Raw genomic sequence first — 18,574 nt, 5'->3', positions numbered from 1 at the left:
GGCTGGCGTTGGCGACGCATGGATTGCAGCTGCCGACCGGTCAAGGTTAGGTCGGCACCTCCTCCCCTGCAAGTTGATCGAGCACCTCGTCAAGCCCGCGGTGCCAGTCATCAATGTGAAACCCGAAGTCCCGCGTGAAGGCCGAGCTGTCCAGACGGGAGTCGGCGGGACGCCGGGCACGCGTCGGATACTCATGGCTGGCGATCGGTGAAAGCACCGGAGCGGCAGGCAGCAAGCCACGAGCGACGGCGCCCTCGAAGATGGCGGCGGCGAAGTCATGCCAGCTGGCCCGGCCGCTGGCCGTCAGGTGCCAGGTGCCGCTGGCCACCGGCGGCCGAGCCAGGGCGTGGGCCAGCGCGTGGGCGATGCAGTGGGCGGCGGTCGGCGCGCCGATCTGGTCGTCCACTACCCCGAGCTGCCCACGTTCACGCGCCAGCCGGAGCATGGTCAGCAGAAAATTTCCGCCGCGTGCCGCGTATACCCAGCTCAGTCGGAAAATCAGGTGCCGGGCATTGCTGGCGCGCACGGCCTGTTCGCCCTGCCATTTCGATTCGCCATACACCCCGAGCGGGGACGCCGGGTCGGATTCAAGATAGGGACGGCCGGCGGTTCCGTCGAAGACGTAGTCCGTGGACAGATGCACCAGCCCGCTGCCGGCGGCGGCACAGGCGCGAGCCAGCAAGCCCGGTGCCTCGGCGTTGATGCGGTGTGCCAGGGCCGGCTCATCCTCGGCGCGATCGACCGCGGTGTAGGCGGCGGCGTTCACTACCCAGTCCGGCGCCAGGGCCTGGACCAGATCCGCCAGAGCCTCCGGCGCCTCCAGGTCGGCCGTGAGGCAAGGCGAACCATCGCCCAGACGGCCGCTGCGGGTGGCGACCAGCAGCTCGGCCTGGGCCGACAGTGGGGCCCGCAGGGCATGACCGACCTGCCCGTTGGCACCCAGCAGCAGGATCTTCAAGCGGCGAAGTCCGGCAGGCGCTCGGCCGCGACATCCGCCAGGTAGGGCGCCGCGGCGTCCTTGGGCGAGAGCAGCGGCGCCGACACCGGCCAATCGATGGCCAGGCTGGCGTCATCCCAGCGCAGGTTGGCGTCGGCCGCGCGGTCGTAGGGCGCCGTGACCAGATAGTGGAACGTGGCGCGTTCCGACAGCACCACGAAGCCGTGCGCGAAGCCTTCCGGCACCCAGAACTGGCGCTTGTTCTCGGCCGAGAGGATGACCGCGGCCGAGCGGCCGAAGGTGGGCGAGCCGCGACGGATATCCACCGCGACGTCATAGACCTCGCCCTCGAGCACGCTGACAAACTTGGCCTGCGGATTCGGCCACTGGTAGTGCAGGCCGCGCAGAACGCCGCGCACCGAGGACGACACATTCCCCTGCACGAAGGCCGGCGCCAGTCCCTGCTCGGCAAAGGCGGCGCGATTCCAGCTTTCGTAGAAGAAGCCGCGCTCGTCGCCAAACACCTTGGGTTCGAACACCAGGCAGCCCGGCAGCGCGGTTTCGACGACCTTCACTTCACGACCCCGCGTCCCACCAGCGACAGCAGGTATTCGCCGTAGCCGTTCTTGGCCAGCGGCTTGGCCAGGGCCTGAAGCTGGCCATCGTCGATCCAGCCGTTGCCCCAGGCGATTTCCTCCGGGCAGCACACGCGCAGCCCCTGCCGCGACTCGATGGTCTCGATGAAGTTCGAGGCCTCCAGCAGCGACTGGTGGGTGCCGGTGTCGAGCCAGGCGTAGCCGCGGCCGAGCTGTTCGAGCTGCAGCGCGCCTTCTTCGAGGTAGCAGCGGTTGAGATCGGTGATCTCGAGCTCGCCGCGCGGCGAAGGCTTCAGTGCCGCCGCGAAGTCAGGCGCGCGTCCATCGTAGAAGTACAGGCCGGTGACGGCATAGCTGGACTTGGGCTTGGACGGCTTCTCCTCCAGCCCGATCACCTTGCCGGTGGCGTCGAACTCGGCCACGCCGTAGCGCTCCGGGTCGCGCACGAAGTAGCCAAACACCGTGGCGCCGTGCTCGCGCGCATCGGCCCGCTTGAGCAGCTCGGTCAGGCCGGTGCCGTGGAAGATGTTGTCGCCCAGCACCAGGCAGCTCGGCTGCCCGGCCAGGAACTCGCGGCCGATCAGGAAGGCCTGCGCCAGCCCGTCGGGGCTGGGCTGCGCGGCGTACTCGATCTTCATGCCCCACTGGCTGCCGTCGCCGAGCAGGCGCTTGAACAGCTCCTGCTCGTGCGGGGTGTTGATGATCAGCACCTCGCGGATGCCCGCCAGCATCAGCACGCTGAGCGGGTAATAGATCATCGGCTTGTCATAGACCGGCAGCAGCTGCTTGCTGATCGACTGCGTGATTGGATACAGCCGGGTGCCGGAGCCGCCGGCGAGGATGATTCCCTTGCGTGCCATGTCAGGCCTCCGTGCCGATGCGTTCAAGGCGGTAGCTACCGTCGAGGACGCGCTTAACCCAGGCCTCGTTGGCCAGGTACCAGTCCACTGTCGCGGCCATGCCCTGCTCGAAGCTCACCGTCGGCGCCCAGCCCAGCTCGCCCTGGATCTTCGAGGCGTCAATGGCGTAGCGGCGGTCGTGGCCCGGCCGATCCTTGACGTAGGTGATTTGCTTCTCGCGCGGCTGGCCATCGGGGCGCGGACGGCGTTCGTCCAGCAGTGCGCATAGCGTGCGCACGACATGGATATTCTCGCGCTCGGCATCGCCGCCGACGTTGTAGGTTTCACCGACCCGGCCCGCCTCAAGCACGCGGACGATGGCGCTGCAGTGATCCTTCACGAACAGCCAGTCGCGGACGTTGCGACCATCGCCATAGACCGGTAGCGGCTCGCCGGCCAGCGCCTTGAGGATGATCAGCGGAATGAGTTTTTCCGGGAACTGGTACGGACCGTAGTTGTTCGAGCAGTTGGTGGTCAGCACCGGCAGCCCGTAGGTGTGGTGGAAGGCCCGTACCAGGTGGTCCGAGGCCGCCTTCGATGCCGAATAGGGTGAATTGGGCGCGAAAGGCGTGGTTTCGGTGAACTTGCCCTCATCGCCCAGCGAGCCGTAGACCTCGTCGGTGGACACGTGCAGGAAGCGGAAGTCGTCCTTCGCCGCGCCCTCGAGCGCCTTCCAGTAGTCGCGTGCCGCCTCCAGCAGGGCCAGCGTGCCGACCACATTGGTCTGCACGAACGCGGCCGGGCCGTCGATCGAGCGATCCACGTGGCTCTCGGCGGCGAAATTCACTATGGCCTGCGGCCGGTACTCGGCCAGCAGCTTCGCGACCAGGGCGCCGTCGCCGATGTCGCCCTGTACGAAGACGTGGCCCGGATTCCCGTCCAGTGAGGACAGGGTGTCGAGGTTGCCGGCGTAGGTCAGGGCATCGAGGTTGATGACGCGGATACCCGACGCGACCGCGTCGAGCACGAAGTTGCCGCCGATAAAGCCGGCACCGCCGGTGACGAACCAGGTTTGCATTGCTACTCCTGCACGAAAGCGTCCGGCCGGAGCCGGCGGGGGGGAACGCGTCGCGAGCCCGGATCAGAACGGGATGTCGTCGTCCGGGAACGGGTCGTCGTTGCGCGAGGGCGGTGCCGAGCTTCCGCCCGAACGCGAGCCATAGTTGTCGCCACCACCGCCACCACCGCCACCACCGCCACCGGCTGAGCCGCCGCGCGGACCGCCGCTGGCCGGACGGGCCGGGCGCTCGCTGCGCTCACCGCCGCCGCCGCGCTGGCCACCGCCACCGCCACTGCCGCCCTCACCGACGCCGCCGAGCATCTGCATCTCGTTGGCGATGATGTCGGTGGCGTACTTCTCTACGCCGGCCTTGTCGGTGTACTTCTCGGTGCGAAGGCTGCCCTCGATATAGACCTGGCGGCCCTTCTTGAGGTACTCGCCCATGATTTCCGCGAGGCGGCCGAAGGCTTTCACCCGATGCCACTCGGTGCGCTCCTGCTGCTCGCCGTTCTTGTCCTTCCAGCTCTCGGAGGTGGCGACGGAGATCGTGGTGATGGCCGAGCCGCTCTGGCTGTAGCGAACTTCAGGGTCGTTGCCGAGATTACCGACCAGGATGACTTTATTGATGCCGCGCGCCATGGCTTTTCCGCCTTCTGAGATGGATTTCTGTGCCGGCGGCCATTATGCCAGCCTTGGCCGATGGGCGGCGTAGGCCGCGGCCGGCCGGGCGGGTAAGCCATTGCCGGCCTTCCTCCTTGCCGCCTCCCCACGCACTAAGCCCTATAATTGGGCCATGTCAGCCCGCGCCCCCGACCACGCCCCCACCCTGCCCGGCATCGCCGATATCCAGCAACTCGCTGCCGGCGAGATGGAGGCCGTCAATCGGCTCATCCGCGACCGGCTGGCCTCGGACGTGATGCTTATCAACCAGATTTCCGAGCACATTATCGCCGCCGGCGGCAAACGCCTGCGGCCGATGCTGGTGGTACTGGCCGCCCGCTCACTGGGCCACACCGGGTCCGAACCGCACCAGCTGGCGGCCATCGTGGAATTCATTCATACCTCGACGCTGCTGCACGACGATGTCGTGGACGAGTCGGACCTGCGCCGCGGCCGCAAGACGGCCAATGCGCTCTGGGGCAATGCGCCCAGCGTGCTGGTCGGCGATTTCCTGTACTCGCGCAGCTTCCAGCTGATGGTCGAGCTCGACTCCATGCCGATCATGCAGGTGCTGGCGGACACCACCAACCAGATCGCCGAGGGCGAGGTGCTGCAGCTGCTGCACGTGCACAACCCCGACACCGACGAGGCCACCTACTTGAAGGTGATCGAGCGCAAGACGGCCGTTCTGTTCGCCGCGGCCACCCGGCTCGGTGCGCTGCAGGCGGGGGCTGACGCCGCCACCCAGCAGCACCTGCACGACTTCGGCATGAACCTGGGGCTGGCCTTCCAGATCGCCGACGATGTGCTCGACTACACGGCCGACGCCGCCACGCTGGGCAAGAACCTCGGCGACGACCTTTCGGAAGGCAAAGCCACCCTGCCGCTGATCCACGCCATGGCCCACGCCGACCAAGCGACCCGAACACGCCTGCGCGGCATCGTCGAGGCCGGCGACGCGTCGGCCATGCCCGAGGTTCTCGCGGCCATCGCCGCCACCGGCGGCATCGAATACAGCCGCGAGCGCGCCGAACACTACGCCGCACTCGCCGCCCGCGCGCTAGACGGCCTGCCCGCCAGCCCCTGGCGCGAGGCGATGTACGGCCTGGCCCACTACGCCATCGCCCGAAACCACTAGCCCAGTGACCAACCCCGTGTAGGAGGGTCTTCAGGCCCGAAGCTTTTGGCGAAGGGCTTCGGGCCTGAAGGCCCTCCTACATGCGGCGGGTGGTAGGCGATTTCGGGTGTGGCCCGCATAATGGCGCGGCCTTCCCGGGAGTTACCTGATGGCTGAAGCCGTCCGCCACGACAAGACCGCGCGACAGCTACGCCTCCTCTCGGACGCGCTCGACACCGGCCGCCTGGGTCCGGTGCGGCGGCTGGTGAACTCGCTCTCGCCGGCTGAAATCGGCAACTTGCTCGAGTCCTTGCCGGCCACCAAGCGCGGCATCGTTTGGGGGCTGGTCGATCCCGAGGACGACGGCGAGGTACTGGTGCACGTCGGCGACGACGTCCGCGAATTCCTGCTCGCCGAGATGGATCCGGACGAAATCGTCGCCGCGGTCGAAGACCTCGACATCGACGACCTGGCTGAGCTTGCCGAAGATCTTCCCGACACCGTCATCGACGAAGTCCTCAAGTCGATGGACCGCGAAAACCGCGAGCGGCTCGAGCAGGTGCTCGGCTACGGCGAGGACACCGCCGGACGCCTGATGAATCCGGACGTGATCACGGTGCGCACCGACGTCACCGTGGACGTGGTGCTGCGCTACCTGCGCCTGCGCGGCGAGATCCCCGAACACACCGACCACCTGTTCGTAGTCAGCCGCCGGCACCAGTACCTGGGCCGCATCGCGATCTCGTCCCTGCTGATCCACGCGGCCACGACCCCGATCAACGAACTCATAGACGACGAACAGCCAGCCATCCCGGTCGAGACGCTGTCGCACGAAGTCGCCAGCCAGTTTTCCGACCACGACTGGATCTCGGCGCCGGTGGTGGATGAAAACAATATCCTGCTCGGCCGCATCACCATCGATGACGTCGTCGATATCATCCGTGACCATGCCGCGCACCAGGCGCTCAGTGCCGCCGGCCTGGGCGAAGACGAGGACCTGTTCAGCCCGGTCCCGCGCGCCGCGCGCCGGCGGGCGATCTGGCTGGGTCTCAACCTGGCCACGGCCTTCCTGGCCTCGTGGGTGATCGGACGTTTCGCCGCCACGCTCGAGCAGTTGGTTGCGCTGGCCGTGCTGATGCCGATCGTGGCGAGCATGGGCGGCGTGGCCGGCACCCAGACCCTGACGCTGATGGTCCGCGGCATGGCCTTGGGACAGGTCGGCAGCGGCAACCTGCGCGCGCTCTTCAGCAAGGAAGTGATGGTCGGCCTCCTCAACGGCCTGGCCTGGGCGCTGGTGGTGGGAACGGTAGCGGGGCTGTGGTTCAGCGACGCGATGCTGGGCGTGGTGATCGGTGCGGCGATGATGATCAGCCTGGTCACCGCTGCGCTGGCCGGCGTTGCGGTGCCGCTGCTGTTGCGCCGGCTGAACATGGATCCGGCCCTGGCGGGTGGCGTGGTCCTGACCACGGTTACCGACGTGATGGGCTTCTTCTCGTTCCTGGGCCTGGCCACCCTGGTCCTGCTGAAATAGAGCCCCCTGTAGGAGGGCCTTCAGGCCCGAAGCTCTTCGCCGAAAAGCTTCGGGCCTGAAGGCCCTCCTACAGGGTCGGCTGCGGCTTGCCCTGCTCGACCAGCGTCAGCGCCACCTTGTCGCGCAGGTAGGCGGGCTCCAGTGCGTCGGGGGCGATGGCTTCGCCGCGGGTGAAGGCGCGGGCGGCCAGCCGGGCCAGGTCGGCGGCGCGAGGCAGCGCCGCGGCGTCAAAGCCACGAAGCGAAGCGCCAAGCCGCGCCGCCAAGGCACCCTGCTCCGCGCTGAACCCCGTGCCGACGCCGTACACGCTGCCCGACGGTGCATTCGCCTGCGCCGGCGGCACGATCACCTCGTCGCCGACCGCTGTCACCAGGCCGTCGGCCTCGCGCCGGAAGGCGCCGAGATAGACCTCGCCCATGCGCGCGTCGATCGCCGCAAGGATGTCCTCGCCCTGCCCCTGCATCGCCAGCACCGCGAGCGTGGAGATCGGCAGCACCGGGCGATCGAGCGCCAGCGCCAGCCCCTGCACGATGGCGATACCCAGGCGCACGCCGGTGAATGCGCCCGGGCCACGCCCGACGGCGATCGCGTCGAGCTGGGATTTGCGCAGGCCAGCCGCGGCCAACAGCTCATCGGCCCAGGGCAGTACCCGCTGGGTGTGCAGGCGCGGCGCAAGCTCGTGACGCGCGTGCACCTCGCCGTCCACGTAGATGGCGACCGAACAGGCCTCGGTGCTGGTTTCGATGGCAAGCAGCTTCAAGGCAGGGCCTCGTCGGTTTCGATATCGGCCGATTGTGCCGCGAAAAATTCCTGCACATCGGCCAGCACGCGGGTGCGCGGGAACGGCGGCAGGCTGTCGAGGAACAGGCGGCCGTAGGATTTACTGACCAGGCGCGGATCGCAGAGCATCAGCACGCCGCGGTCGAGGTCGCTGCGAATCAGTCGGCCAACGCCCTGCTTGAGCGCGATGACCGCCTGCGGCAGCTGCTCGTCGCGGAACGGATTGCCGCCGGTGCGGCGCACAGCCTCGAGCCTGGCCTCCAACACCGGATCGTCGGGCGCCGCGAACGGAATGCGATCAATTACGACCACGCTCAGGGCTTCACCGGCCACGTCCACGCCTTCCCAGAAACTGGCGGCACCCAGCAGCACGCCGTTGCCCGAGGCCCGGAACTGCTCGAGCAGCGTATTGCGCGGCGCGGTGCCCTGCACGAACAGCGGCCACGGCCCTTCGCGCAGCTGTTCAGCGGCCTCGCGCAGCGCGCGGTGCGAGGTGAACAGCAGGAAGGCGCGGCCCTTCGACGCTTCCAGCACCGGCCAGACCTCGTCGAGCATGGCGTTGAGAAACTCGCGGCTGTTGGGCTCGGGGAGGTTGCGAGGCAGATAGCACAGCGCCTGGTTCGGCCAATCGAAAGGACTGGGCTGGAGCAGCTCGCGCGGCGCATCCAGGCCCAGGCGCTTGCCGATGTGGCGGAAGTCGCCGGCAACCGCCATCGTCGCCGAGGTGAAAATCCAGGCGGCGCGACTCTGCTCGCGATACTTCCGCAGCGGCCCGGACACGTCCAGCGGCGTGCGCTGCAGGGTGAAACCACGCGGCGTCAGCTCGTACCACCGCACCGAATACGCGTCGGCGTCGCCGGTGGCGGCGGTCGGCGCATCGGCGTCGTCACTCTCGCCTGCATCTTCCGGTATCGGCGCGTTGCGCCAGGCGTGGAGTCGACGCTGCAGTTCCGCGGCACGATCGGCGCAGGCAGCGAAGCCCGGCGATGCGTCGGACAGGGGCGCCAGGGCACGCGCCAGTTCCGTCAGGGCGTGCTCCAGCATGTCCATCGCGGCCGGCAGCTTGGGCTGCGAAACGAGCCGCGCCATCGGACCGCGCTGCGGCAGGCCCTCCATCACCAGCCGCGCCTCGCGCATTGCGTGCTCGAGACTGCGTGCCGGCGCCAGCAGGGTCGCAAGCGAAGCAGTGACGTTCTTGCATTCCGCCAGCGCGTCACGCGACAGGTCCACCAGTTGCCGCGCGCTCAGGCCTTCGCCGAAAAACTGCGCGGCGAGCTCGGGCAACTGGTGTGCTTCATCGAGCACGAAGGCGGCGGCGCCGGGCAGGATTTCGCCGAAGCCCTCCTGCTTGATCGCCAGGTCGGCCAGCAGCAGATGGTGGTTGACCACCACCACGTCCGCCGCCTGCGCCTGCTGGCGTGCCTTGGCTACGAAGCACTCACTCCAGAACGGACAGTCGCCGCCCAGGCAGTTGTCGGCGGTGGAGGTGACCTGCGGCCACAGCGGTGAATCCTCGGCGATATCCGTCAGTTCCGACAGGTCGCCGCGCAGCGTGCGGCCCGCCCAGGCCACGACTCGCTGGAACTGGGCCGCGACTTCGCGGGATGTAAATTTCTCGCCCTTGGCCTGCTCCAGACGGTACTGGCACACGTAGTTCGCGCGACCCTTGAGCAGCGCCGTCTTGAGACTCGCGCCCAGCGCTTCGCGAACGCGCGGCAGGTCGCGGTGGTACAGCTGGTCCTGCAGTGCGCGGGTACCGGTGGAAATGATGGTGCGCTGGCCCGACAGCAGCGCCGGCACCAGGTAGGCGTAGGTCTTGCCGGTGCCCGTGCCCGCCTCGGCGATCAGGGTCTCGCGCCCGTCCATGGCCTGCGCGACCGCTTCGGCCAGCTGCGCCTGCGCCGGGCGCGGCGAATAACCGGCCAAACCTCGCGCCAGCGGCCCGCCATCAGCCAGGGCCGCGCGGGTGCGTTCAGCCAGGTCGTCCACCTACATGCGGACCGGCGGCGCCACCGTGCAGGCATCCACCTGGCGGCGCGCAACTTCGGACCCGTCGGCGTCGCCACCCAGGCGGCGCGCGTGCTGGATCGTGGTCCAGTTGCGGCGGCACAGCCCGCCCAGGCGGGGGCCGCTTTCATAGGACTGGTTGGCCAGGCGCTCGGCCTCGACCCAGGCGCGGCGCAGCAGCGCCAGCTCAGCCTTCCACTGCAGCAGATCCGGATCACCGGGCACCAGGGCAAGCGCCTGGTCCAGCGTTGCCACCGCATCGGTCAGGTCGCCTGCCGCCTCTTGCGTTTCGGCCTGTTGCCGCAGGTCGTCGACCTGTGGGTCCCGCAGCGGCTGCACTTCCAGTTCCACGCCCTGGACGCCGACCTCGCGCACGCTGGCTACCAGCGCGACGAGGTCGAGCTTGGCTTTCGCGCGCGACGGCGCGGTGGTCGCCGCGTTGCCGCCGCTATTGCCACAGCCAGCGAGGAAAAGCGCCAGCACCATCAAACCCGCGAACTTCATCTCATCCATCCTCGCGGCGACCGTCGCGCCGCTGATCGCGGTCCTGGTCGCTTTCGTCTTTATCGCCGCCGAAGCGGAACCAGTCCAGCCAGCCGCGTTTGACGCAGCTCACGTGCTCGGGCGGCAAATAGCCCGCCACGAACGCATAGCGGCGCGCGCCCTCGCATTCTTCCTCGGTGGTGGCGAACTCCGCCGCATTCACCCAACCCCACTCCAGGCCACCCATGCCGACGTCCAGCGGTGAACTGGGCAACTGGGTGAAGAGCGCCGACCAGACCCGCATCGCGCCGGTGGCGCCGTACAGGCCCGTGGGTTCGTTCTGGTCGTTGCCAACCCAGACGACGGCCAGATGGTCGCCGGTATAGCCCGCAAACCAGCTGTCGCGGCTGTCGTTGCTGGTGCCGGTCTTGCCGGCCACGCGAAGGTGGCCCAGGCCATCCGACAGCAGGCTGCGGCCGGTGCCGTTGGCCACGGCATCCTGCAGCGCCAGCGTCACCAGGCGCGCGGCGATGGCGTCGCCTTCCTTGGCCGGCGCGGCGTCGAAGTCGTAGCGGTTGATCGCACTGCCGCGCGGATCCACCACGCCACGCACGGCGCGCAGGGGCTGGATTTCACCGCCTGAGGCGAGGAACTGGTAGACCTGCGCCATCGCGAAGGGGCTTAGGTCAACCGAGCCCAGGATCAGGGAAGGATTGGCCGGCGCCCGCAGGCCGGCCAGCACCTTGAGCAGCTCGGCCAAACGCTCCGGGCCGACATCCATGCCGACGCGGACGGTGGCCTGGTTATAGGACTTCGACAGCGCGTCGAGCAGGCTGACCCGGCCGTGGCTTTGGCCGTCGGAGTTGCCGGGGTTCCAGGACTGGCCATTGGGCAGGGTGATGGTCACCGGCGCATCGTCCACCGGCGTCGCCAGCGACCAGCGGTCGGGCTGGGCCAGGGCCAGCAGGTAGACCAGGGGTTTGAGCAGCGACCCCACCGGCCGCTGCGCTTCCAGTGCCCGGTTGAAGCCCGGCTGCGCCACCGCACGATTGCCCACCATGGCCAGCACTTCGCCGTTGGCGGTGTCGCTGACGACCAGGCCGCCCTGCAGCGCGGGGCCATCTTTTTTCTGAACTTTGGCGAGCGTTTCGCTGACCGCTTGCTCCGACAGCTGCTGGGCCGAAGGCGAGAGCGTGGTGAGCACGTTCAGGCCGGCACCACGAAGCGCGTCGGCCGGGTAGTCGCGCGCCAGCTGGCGGCGCACCAAATCCATGAAGGCTGGATAGCGATTGCTGGCCACGCCAGGGCGACTGCTGACGCCCAGCGGTGCCTCGCGGGCGCGGCGCGCCTGATCGGCGTCGATCAGCCCAAGCTCATGCCACACCGACAGCACGATGTCGCGGCGGGTCTTGGCGGCTTCGGGGTGACGCCGCGGGTCGTAGACCGACGGCCCCTTGATCATGGCCACCATCATGGCCATTTCCTCGGTGCGAAGGCTGCCCAGTTCGCGTCCGAACCAGAACTCTGCCGCGGCCGCGACGCCGTGGATCGACTGGTTGCCCTGCTGGCCCATGTAGACCTGGTTGAGATAGGCCTCCAGGATGCGCTGCTTGTCGTAGCGCGCCTCGATGATCAGCGAATAGGCGATCTCGCGGAATTTTCGGCTCCAGCGCTTCTCCCGCGTCAGGAACAGGCTGCGCACCAGCTGCTGGGTCAGGGTGCTGGCGCCTTGCTCGAGCTCGCCTTCGCGCACGTTCACCCACATCGCGCGCACCATGCCCCAGGGGTCAATGCCGTGGTGATGCTTGAAATTTCGATCTTCGACCGCCTGCAGGCCGGTCACCAGCAGCGGCGGCACGTCGGTGAGCTGCACCAGGCGACGTTCGACCTGCAGGCTGCCGCCGTAGAGCGTCGCGATACGGACCGGGTCCAGGCGCGCGGCGGCCAGCGCCTTGTCCGAGCCGCGCTCGGTGACGCTGGCAATCCGTCCTCGCGCCAGCACCAGGTCCAGTTTTTGGGCCGGCACCGGGCCGTCGAGGTCGATGAAGCCGCGGGTGGCGATCCGGAACAGCCCCTCCTCGCGCTGGAAGGTGCCCGGCAGGTCGCCACCGGCGTTCTTGCGGTAGCCCGAGGCGGCCAGCTCCAGCTCCAGCGTGGCGATATCCAGGCGTTGACCGGGCGCCAGCGACAGCGGCCGGGCATAGACGCGGGTCGGTTCCTGCCAGGTCAACTGCTCGAATTCGGCGCGAACCTGCTTGTCGAGCAGCCAAAACACCGGCACGCCGATGCCCACGGCCAAGCCCAGCGCCAGCAGGGCACCGCGCAATAGCCACGTGCGCCAGCGTGGGCGGGCGTTGTCAGGGCTGGATTTCTTGGGGGAAGCGTTACGAGGCACGGACATGGATAATCCGGAGGTGCGGCGAGTCTAACAGGCTGCCACACCCACCCCCCTACCGAGACTGAACGCAACGCATGGATGCCTCTTCCCTTCCGGTCATCAGCGCCTGGGCCGACGCCCCGGCTTCGGCCGGCGCGGGCGACTGGCCGGCGTGGTCGCGCGTGGATGGCGTGGCGGCAACGGCCGAGCAGGCGCTGGTGAACGCGCGCCGGCAGTACCCAGGACGCGACGTGCTGCTGGTGCACGCCGACGCTTGGCTGCCTGCCGACGCCGGCGCCCGGCTACAGGCCGCGCTCGCAGGCGGCGACTGGGACCTGGTGTCAGCGATAGACGAAGGCTGGAACCTGTTCGACCCGGCGCTGGCGCCGGCGCGACGTGACGCGCTCGCCTGGAGCCTGGGCGAGCACGCGTCTTTCGCCTGGCAGGGATGGTCGAGCGTGTGCTCGCTTTGGCGCGGCGGCGCCCCGGCGGCCGATGCAGACATCAAGGCAGACACGCTGCGTCCGGCGCTGTTGCCCTGCCTGTATGCCGGTGGCCGCGCGACGCCGCACGGCGGCACCGAGCCCGAGCCGATCCTGGCGCTGCGCGAGCGCCTGCGCGCCGGCGCCACGGCCGAAGGCGTCGTCTCGGCGCGACCGGTGCTGCTGCATGCCCTGCACAACTGGGGCGGCGGCGTGGAGCGCTTCGCCCGCGACCTGGCCAGCGGCGACTACGCGCGCCAGCACTTGCTGCTGGTCGCGCGCGGCGACAACGACCTGCCGCCCTTCGGCCGGCGCCTCTGCCTGCACCTGGACCTGGATGCCGCACCCTTGCGCACCTGGACCCTGTCGCAGCCGATCGAGGATTGCAGCCTCCACTCACCCGAACTGTGTCAGGTACTGGACGAGATCATCCGGGAATGGGGCGTCGGTGCCGTGTTGGTGTCCTCACTGATTGGGCTGAGCCTGGACGTACTGCGTACCGGCCTGCCGACGGCAATCTGCACGCACGACGCGTTCCCGCTTTGGCCCCTGCTGCACGACATCCGCGACCCCCGGACCGAGGCCTTCGACCGCGGCGCACTCGAGCAGGGACTGGCCGACGCCGACGAGTCATTTCCCTTCCGCGGCCGCGAGGCCGGTCCGTGGATGACGCTCCGCGCCGGCTTCATCGGCACGGTGATGACGCAGGGCGTGACGCTGGTCGCGCCGAGCGAGTTTGCCCGCGACCGCTTTCTGGCGATCGCTCCGGCCTTGGCCGACGCGCCCTGGGACATCCTGCCGCACGGCGTGATGCGGCTGCCGCGGCTCGCGCCCCCGGCGCCGCGACCGGGCGGAAGGCTGCGGGTGCTGGTCCCCGGCCGCATCCACGGCGAGAAAGGCGAGCGCTTGCTGCAGGCCATGCTGGACACCCTGCCCGCCGACGTCGAACTGGTGCTGCTGGGCAGCGGCTACCGAGGCGGCGCCTTCTGGGGTCGCGACGACATCGAGGTCATCCTCGACTACGCACACGAGGAACTCGCCACGGAGGTCGAGCGCATTGCGCCCGACCTGGCGCTGCTGCCGTCCACCGTCCCCGAGACGTTCAGCTACATGCTGTCCGAGGTGCTGGCACTGGGCCTGCCGGTGCTGTGCGCGGCACCGGGTGCGCCGGCGGCGCGACTGGCCGCACTGGGCCGCGGCTGGGTGCTGCCGCCCGAGGCCGCGCTGGTGAATGCGAAGCTGGCTGCGCTGGCCGCTGACCGCCGCCAGGTTGATCGCGAGCGCGCCTTGCCCCCGCCGCCGCAACCCGATCTGGCGGCGATGGCAAACGCATGGCGGCAGTGCCTGCCGGGCAATCCGGCGCCCCTGCAGCTGCTGCCGGCAACCCCCGACACACTGCGTCGCATCACCGCCGAGCACGTGGCACGCGCCCTGGCAGGCCAGCTTTCGCATGCCGAGCATGCACTGGCGGCCGCACGGCTTGAGATAAGCCTGCGCGCCGAAGCGGCGCATGCGTCGCAGCGCGAGATCGAGGCACTGACGGCTAGAAATCAAGGCTTGACCGAGGCACACGCCGCTGACCGCAGCGCCGCCGAAGCCCGCGCCAGCGCACAGGCCGCGGCACAGGCCGAACAGATCGCAGCGCGCGAGCGGGCACTGGCCGTGCTGGGCGAGCAGATCGCGATCCAGGACCAGACCATCGAGAGCCAGTCCGCGGCTATCGCGATCATGGAGGCTTCGAACGCGCACTATGCCGGGCGAATCAGCGAACGGGGCGCGGAGCTCGATGCGCTGCGTTCCGCGCTCGTCGAATCCGAGGAAGTCCTCGCCGCATCGCGCGACGAACTCCAGCGCGAGCGCATGGACCTGATTCGTCAGCGCGACGTCGCCCTGTCGCAGCGCGATGAAGCGCATGCCCATCTGCAGCAGGTTTTCACCGGCCGGACCTGGCGCGCCACGGCCCTGCCGCGCGCGCTGGCGGGATGGCTCGGCAACCAGCGGCTGGCGCTGGCCTATCGGGTCCGCCACCTGCGCATGGTGTCCGGACGCGTACTGGCCAGCCTGCGCACGCGCGGGCTCGCCGGCACCTGGCAGCGCGTCCGCGAGCGTCGGGCCGCACGCGGCGCCAGCCCCGCCGTGTTCCAGGCCCCCGCCGCTGATATGCGCGATCGGCCGCTGCGCCTGATCCATCCCGACGCGCCGCGCGCCAGCATCATCATTCCAGCCTACAACCAGCTCGACTACACCCTGGCCTGCCTGCACTCGCTGGCTGTCTGCGGTGACCACACGGCCTTCGAAGTCATCGTCGTGGACGACGCCTCCGCTGACACCACGCCCGAGCGGCTGCCCGCCGTTCCCGGGCTGCGCTACGTGCGCAATGCCGTCAACCTGGGCTTTATTGGCGCCTGCAATGCCGGCGCCGCCGAGGCCCGCGGCGAGTTCCTGGTGTTCCTCAACAACGACACTACGGTACGGCCAGGCTGGCTGGACGCCCTGCTGGACACCTTCAAGCGCTATCCGGACACGGGACTGGCGGGAAGCCAGCTGGTCTATCCCGACGGCCGGCTGCAGGAAGCGGGCGGCATCGTGTTTGCCGATGGCTCGGGCTGGAACTACGGACGCTTCGACGATCCCGCGCATCCGCGCTACGGCTTCGTGCGCGAGGTGGACTACTGCTCCGGCGCCTCGATCGCGGTGCCGCGCGCGCTGTTCACCGAACTCGGCGGCTTCGACCTTCACTACGCCCCGGCCTATTACGAAGACACCGACCTGGCCATGCGCGTACGCGCCGCCGGCTTGAAGGTGCGCTACCAGCCGGCTTCAGTCGTGGTCCACCACGAAGGCGTCAGTTCGGGCACCGACCTGGCGCAGGGCGTGAAGCAGCACCAGGTCATCAACCAGGCGCGGTTCCTCGAACGCTGGCGTGAGGTTTTGGCCGCCACGCACGCGGCGCCGGGCACCGATCCGGTGCTGGCCAGCGAGCGCGGCCGTCGTCACCGCGTGCTGGTATTGGACGCCTGCACGCCGCATCCCGACCGCGACTCCGGTTCGGTGCGCATGCTGGCGCTGCTGCGCCTGCTGCGCGAGGCCGGCTGCGCCGTCAGCTTCTTCAACGAGGACCGCAGCCACGACGACGACTACACCCGTGCGCTGCAGCAGCTGGGCGTGGAGGTCTGGTGGACGCCGCACCTGGCCGACGTGCCCCGCTGGTTGAAAGCCGAGGGCGGCCGCTTCGACCTGGTCATCGCCAGCCGCCACTATGTGCTGTCGCCGTTGCTGCCGCTGTTGCGGCGGCATGCGCCGGCCGCACGCATCGTATTCGACACGGTGGACCTGCATTATTTGCGCGAAGCGCGCGAAGCCGAAGTGGGCAATGATGAAACTCTACGCCGTGCCGCCGAACGCACCCGGCGAACCGAACTGGCGCTGATCGCCGCCGCGGACGCCACCTGGGTCGTCAGCGCCGCGGAAAAAACCATACTCGAAGCCGCGGTCCCCGGCGCGCGCATCGATGTCGTTTCCAATATCCACGAGGTCGCTGAGCGCGGTCTTCCGCACGACCAGCGTCAGGGACTGCTGTTCGTAGGCAGCTACCGGCACCCGCCGAACGTAGACGCGGCCCACTGGCTTGCCGACGAGATCTTCCCGCGCATTCGCGAAGCGCTGCCGGACATGACGCTGCATCTGGTCGGTGGCGACGCATCACCCGAGGTCGCGGCGCTGGGCGAGCGCGCGGGCATTCATTTCCACGGGCACGTCCCCGACCTGGGGCCGCTGCTGGCGTCGTCGCGGATTTCTTTAGCTCCGCTGCGCTACGGCGCGGGGGTCAAGGGCAAGGTGAACCAGGCACTGGCCCACGGCCTGCCGGTAGTGGCGACGTCCTGCGCAACCGAAGGCATGTTCCTCACCGACGGCGTGGATGTGCTGGTGGCAGACGACGCCGAAGGTTTCGCTGCGGCGGTGCAGCGGCTCTGCGAAGACGCATCGCTATGGCAGGCGCTGGCGCTCGGAGGCCAGGAAAACACCCGTCGGCACTTCTCCAGCGAGGCCGTGCGCGGAACCCTGGACGCGCTGCTGGCCCAGCTGCCGCCGCGCTAGCCGCCGGCTCGCGCCAGGCGCTCGGACAGCGGCGCCAGGCCCGGATGCGCCGGGTCGATTGTTCGCACCGACTGCAGGGCGCGACGCGCCAGGGCCAGCTCATTGGCGCCGAGGCGCTCTTCGGCGAAGGCAAGCCAGCGATCCGCCAGGCGGCGACGGTCAGCGGCCAATTCGTCGACGCCGCGCTCGCGAACGGCCCGCGCGTCCAGGCAGGCTTGGGCGGCGGAAAGACGGTTGCTGGCCAGCTCGTCTTCGAAGCAGGCACGGGCGCGACGGTCGTACTCGGACTGGGCGTCGCGCAAGTCGGCGCTGCCAGGGTCAAGTGCAGCCGCCTGGCGCAGGAAGTCCCAGGCGGCCTCGCCAGGTGGATCGATCAAGTCACCGCGGCGCATCGCAGCGCGCGCGCGCTCAAGCAGGGCCAGAAGCCGGCCCGGGTCCGATTCGGAGGCTGGCGGCAGCGCCGCGCGCGCCTCGCGCGCTTCGTTGACCCGGCGCGCCGCCGCGGCAACATCCGGGGAGTCCGGCGCCCATTCGCGGGCCTGGGCCAGCGACGTTTCAGCGGCCGCGAAGTCGAAGTCGGCGGCTTCGCGCCGGGCCCGCGCGGCAAGCGCCGCGGCCACATCCTGCAAACCCTGGCGTGCCTCGACCGCATCAGGCTCTACCGCCTGCAGCTTCAGGAACCCCGCCGCCGCCGCCTCCAGCCGGCCGGCACGCAGTGCTGCCGACGCTTCGGCAAGAATGGCCTCGCGCTCACGCTGCCGCCCTTGCTGCACTTCACCCAGCCGGGCCTGCAGCGCCGGCAGTCCCAAGTGGCTGGGATCGGCCTCGACCACGCGCGCGACCAAGGCCAGGGCGACATCGGTTTCGCCGCGCGCCAGCGCCGCATCGGCCTGACGCAGCAGGCCGGCAAGGATTTCACGGCGGCCGTCGAGCGCGATGGCGTTGTCCGGCTGGCGCAGCAGCACGTCCGAATAAAGCGCCAACGCGCCATTGGGCACTTGCTCGAGGTGGCCGGCCGCATGCGCTTCCCGGGCCCGGCCCAGAAGATCGGCAACGTCGGCGCCGGTGTCCTCTAGCCGCTGCCGCTGCAGCTCGAGCAGCGACAGGTCGGCGGCGGGTGCCGCCATCGCACGGGCCAGGGCCAGGTGCTGGGCGGCGGTTTCCGCGTCGCCAGCGGCGAGTGCCTGGCGAGCCTGCGCCACGGCGGCATCGCGCACGGCATTCATGCCGGCGCGGGCCGCGAGATGGTCGGGATCGCGGGCCAACACGGCCTGGAACTGTTCGCGAGCGCCGGTGCCGTCCGCGCGCGTCAGCTCGCCGCGAGCCAGCGCCTGCTGGGCCTGTTCGATCTGGCGGTTGATGGCTGATTCGGGCACCAACTGGCGGCCGATCTGTTCGCGCCATTGGCCCAGCACCAGCGCCAGCACCACCGCCAGTCCGGCGACGAGGGCCAGCACCCAGGGCCAGACGCGGCGCGCCCGGGCGACCGGCGGCGCCGGGGGCTGGCGATCCGAGGGACGGGCCAGATCAAGCTGGTCCAGCGCGCCCAGGGCGGGCGTCTGGCCGGGATCGGCGCGGCGGTCGCTCATGGCGTCGGGGTCTGGGTC

At 69.5% G+C, this 18,574-nt stretch carries 13 protein-coding genes; 3 read left to right on the top strand and 10 right to left on the bottom strand.

Going from position 1 to position 18,574, the window contains the following annotated elements; genetic code table 11:
• Positions 1 to 46 precede the first annotated feature (46 nt).
• From rfbD to ssb, 5 genes are all read right to left on the bottom strand, one after another.
• Positions 47 to 958: a dTDP-4-dehydrorhamnose reductase gene (gene rfbD / locus ACYVGY_RS02075; RefSeq protein ID WP_460455822.1), complete on the bottom strand. Its 912-nt coding sequence runs from the start codon at positions 956 to 958 to the stop codon at positions 47 to 49.
• Positions 955 to 1,512: a dTDP-4-dehydrorhamnose 3,5-epimerase gene (gene rfbC / locus ACYVGY_RS02070; protein ID WP_460455821.1), complete on the bottom strand. Its 558-nt coding sequence runs from the start codon at positions 1,510 to 1,512 to the stop codon at positions 955 to 957. The genes rfbD and rfbC overlap by 4 nt, the downstream gene beginning before the upstream one ends.
• The gene (gene rfbA / locus ACYVGY_RS02065) at positions 1,509 to 2,393 is read right to left on the bottom strand and encodes a glucose-1-phosphate thymidylyltransferase RfbA (protein WP_460455820.1); all 885 of its coding nucleotides are present in this window, start codon (positions 2,391 to 2,393) and stop codon (positions 1,509 to 1,511) included. The genes rfbC and rfbA overlap by 4 nt, the downstream gene beginning before the upstream one ends.
• Before the next feature lies 1 nt (position 2,394).
• Entirely contained in the window at positions 2,395 to 3,450 is a 1,056-nt protein-coding gene (rfbB, locus tag ACYVGY_RS02060) for a dTDP-glucose 4,6-dehydratase (protein WP_460455819.1), read from the bottom strand.
• A gap of 63 nt (positions 3,451 to 3,513) precedes the next feature.
• The gene (ssb, locus tag ACYVGY_RS02055) at positions 3,514 to 4,071 is read right to left on the bottom strand and encodes a single-stranded DNA-binding protein (protein WP_460455818.1); all 558 of its coding nucleotides are present in this window, start codon (positions 4,069 to 4,071) and stop codon (positions 3,514 to 3,516) included.
• Between the two features lie 154 nt (positions 4,072 to 4,225).
• On the opposite strand from ssb, the gene ACYVGY_RS02050 reads away from it, so the two are divergent.
• On the top strand, positions 4,226 to 5,230 hold the full coding sequence (locus ACYVGY_RS02050) for a polyprenyl synthetase family protein (protein ID WP_460455817.1): 1,005 nt from the start codon (positions 4,226 to 4,228) through the stop codon (positions 5,228 to 5,230).
• Between the two features lie 148 nt (positions 5,231 to 5,378).
• On the top strand, positions 5,379 to 6,740 hold the full coding sequence (gene mgtE, locus ACYVGY_RS02045) for a magnesium transporter (protein WP_460455816.1): 1,362 nt from the start codon (positions 5,379 to 5,381) through the stop codon (positions 6,738 to 6,740).
• Positions 6,741 to 6,807: 67 nt separating this feature from the next.
• On the opposite strand, the gene tsaB is transcribed toward mgtE, so the two are convergent.
• Genes tsaB through mrcB form a run of 4 tightly spaced genes read right to left on the bottom strand, consistent with a single transcriptional unit; the run spans position 6,808 to position 12,411 of the window.
• Positions 6,808 to 7,500, bottom strand: a complete 693-nt coding sequence (gene tsaB, locus ACYVGY_RS02040; RefSeq protein ID WP_460455815.1) for a tRNA (adenosine(37)-N6)-threonylcarbamoyltransferase complex dimerization subunit type 1 TsaB — start codon at positions 7,498 to 7,500, stop codon at positions 6,808 to 6,810.
• Complete coding sequence (locus tag ACYVGY_RS02035; RefSeq protein WP_460455814.1) at positions 7,497 to 9,509, bottom strand: ATP-dependent DNA helicase; 2,013 nt, start codon at positions 9,507 to 9,509, stop codon at positions 7,497 to 7,499. Before ACYVGY_RS02035 ends, tsaB begins: the two co-directional genes overlap by 4 nt.
• Positions 9,510 to 10,031: a tetratricopeptide repeat protein gene (locus ACYVGY_RS02030; RefSeq protein WP_460455813.1), complete on the bottom strand. Its 522-nt coding sequence runs from the start codon at positions 10,029 to 10,031 to the stop codon at positions 9,510 to 9,512. It lies immediately after the preceding gene.
• Position 10,032: 1 nt separating this feature from the next.
• Entirely contained in the window at positions 10,033 to 12,411 is a 2,379-nt protein-coding gene (mrcB, locus tag ACYVGY_RS02025; protein ID WP_460455812.1) for a penicillin-binding protein 1B, read from the bottom strand.
• A gap of 2,492 nt (positions 12,412 to 14,903) precedes the next feature.
• On the opposite strand from mrcB, the gene ACYVGY_RS02020 reads away from it, so the two are divergent.
• Entirely contained in the window at positions 14,904 to 16,967 is a 2,064-nt protein-coding gene (locus ACYVGY_RS02020) for a glycosyltransferase (RefSeq protein ID WP_460456247.1), read from the top strand.
• Here the strand turns inward: ACYVGY_RS02020 and ACYVGY_RS02015 are convergent.
• The gene (locus ACYVGY_RS02015; RefSeq protein ID WP_460455811.1) at positions 16,964 to 18,556 is read right to left on the bottom strand and encodes a hypothetical protein; all 1,593 of its coding nucleotides are present in this window, start codon (positions 18,554 to 18,556) and stop codon (positions 16,964 to 16,966) included. The genes ACYVGY_RS02020 and ACYVGY_RS02015 overlap by 4 nt on opposite strands.
• Positions 18,557 to 18,574: the final 18 nt, after the last annotated feature.

This window comes from Arenimonas alkanexedens (genome assembly GCF_054781355.1).
Note: the sequence above shows the minus strand (reverse complement) of the source record. Positions and strands in the feature narration are given on the sequence as shown.

Bases quoted from the DNA above. Each gene is read 5' to 3' on its own strand.
- rfbB (WP_460455819.1), bottom strand. From the start codon at position 3,450: ATGCAAACCTGGTTCGTCACCGGCGGTGCCGGCTTTATCGGCGGCAAC.
- mrcB (WP_460455812.1), bottom strand. From the start codon at position 12,411: ATGTCCGTGCCTCGTAACGCTTCCCCCAAGAAATCCAGCCCTGACAAC.
- ACYVGY_RS02015 (WP_460455811.1), bottom strand. From the start codon at position 18,556: ATGAGCGACCGCCGCGCCGATCCCGGCCAGACGCCCGCCCTGGGCGCG.
- mgtE (WP_460455816.1), top strand. From the start codon at position 5,379: ATGGCTGAAGCCGTCCGCCACGACAAGACCGCGCGACAGCTACGCCTC.
- ACYVGY_RS02050 (WP_460455817.1), top strand. From the start codon at position 4,226: ATGTCAGCCCGCGCCCCCGACCACGCCCCCACCCTGCCCGGCATCGCC.
- ssb (WP_460455818.1), bottom strand. From the start codon at position 4,071: ATGGCGCGCGGCATCAATAAAGTCATCCTGGTCGGTAATCTCGGCAAC.
- ACYVGY_RS02030 (WP_460455813.1), bottom strand. From the start codon at position 10,031: ATGAAGTTCGCGGGTTTGATGGTGCTGGCGCTTTTCCTCGCTGGCTGT.
- ACYVGY_RS02020 (WP_460456247.1), top strand. From the start codon at position 14,904: ATGGTGTCCGGACGCGTACTGGCCAGCCTGCGCACGCGCGGGCTCGCC.
- rfbA (WP_460455820.1), bottom strand. From the start codon at position 2,393: ATGGCACGCAAGGGAATCATCCTCGCCGGCGGCTCCGGCACCCGGCTG.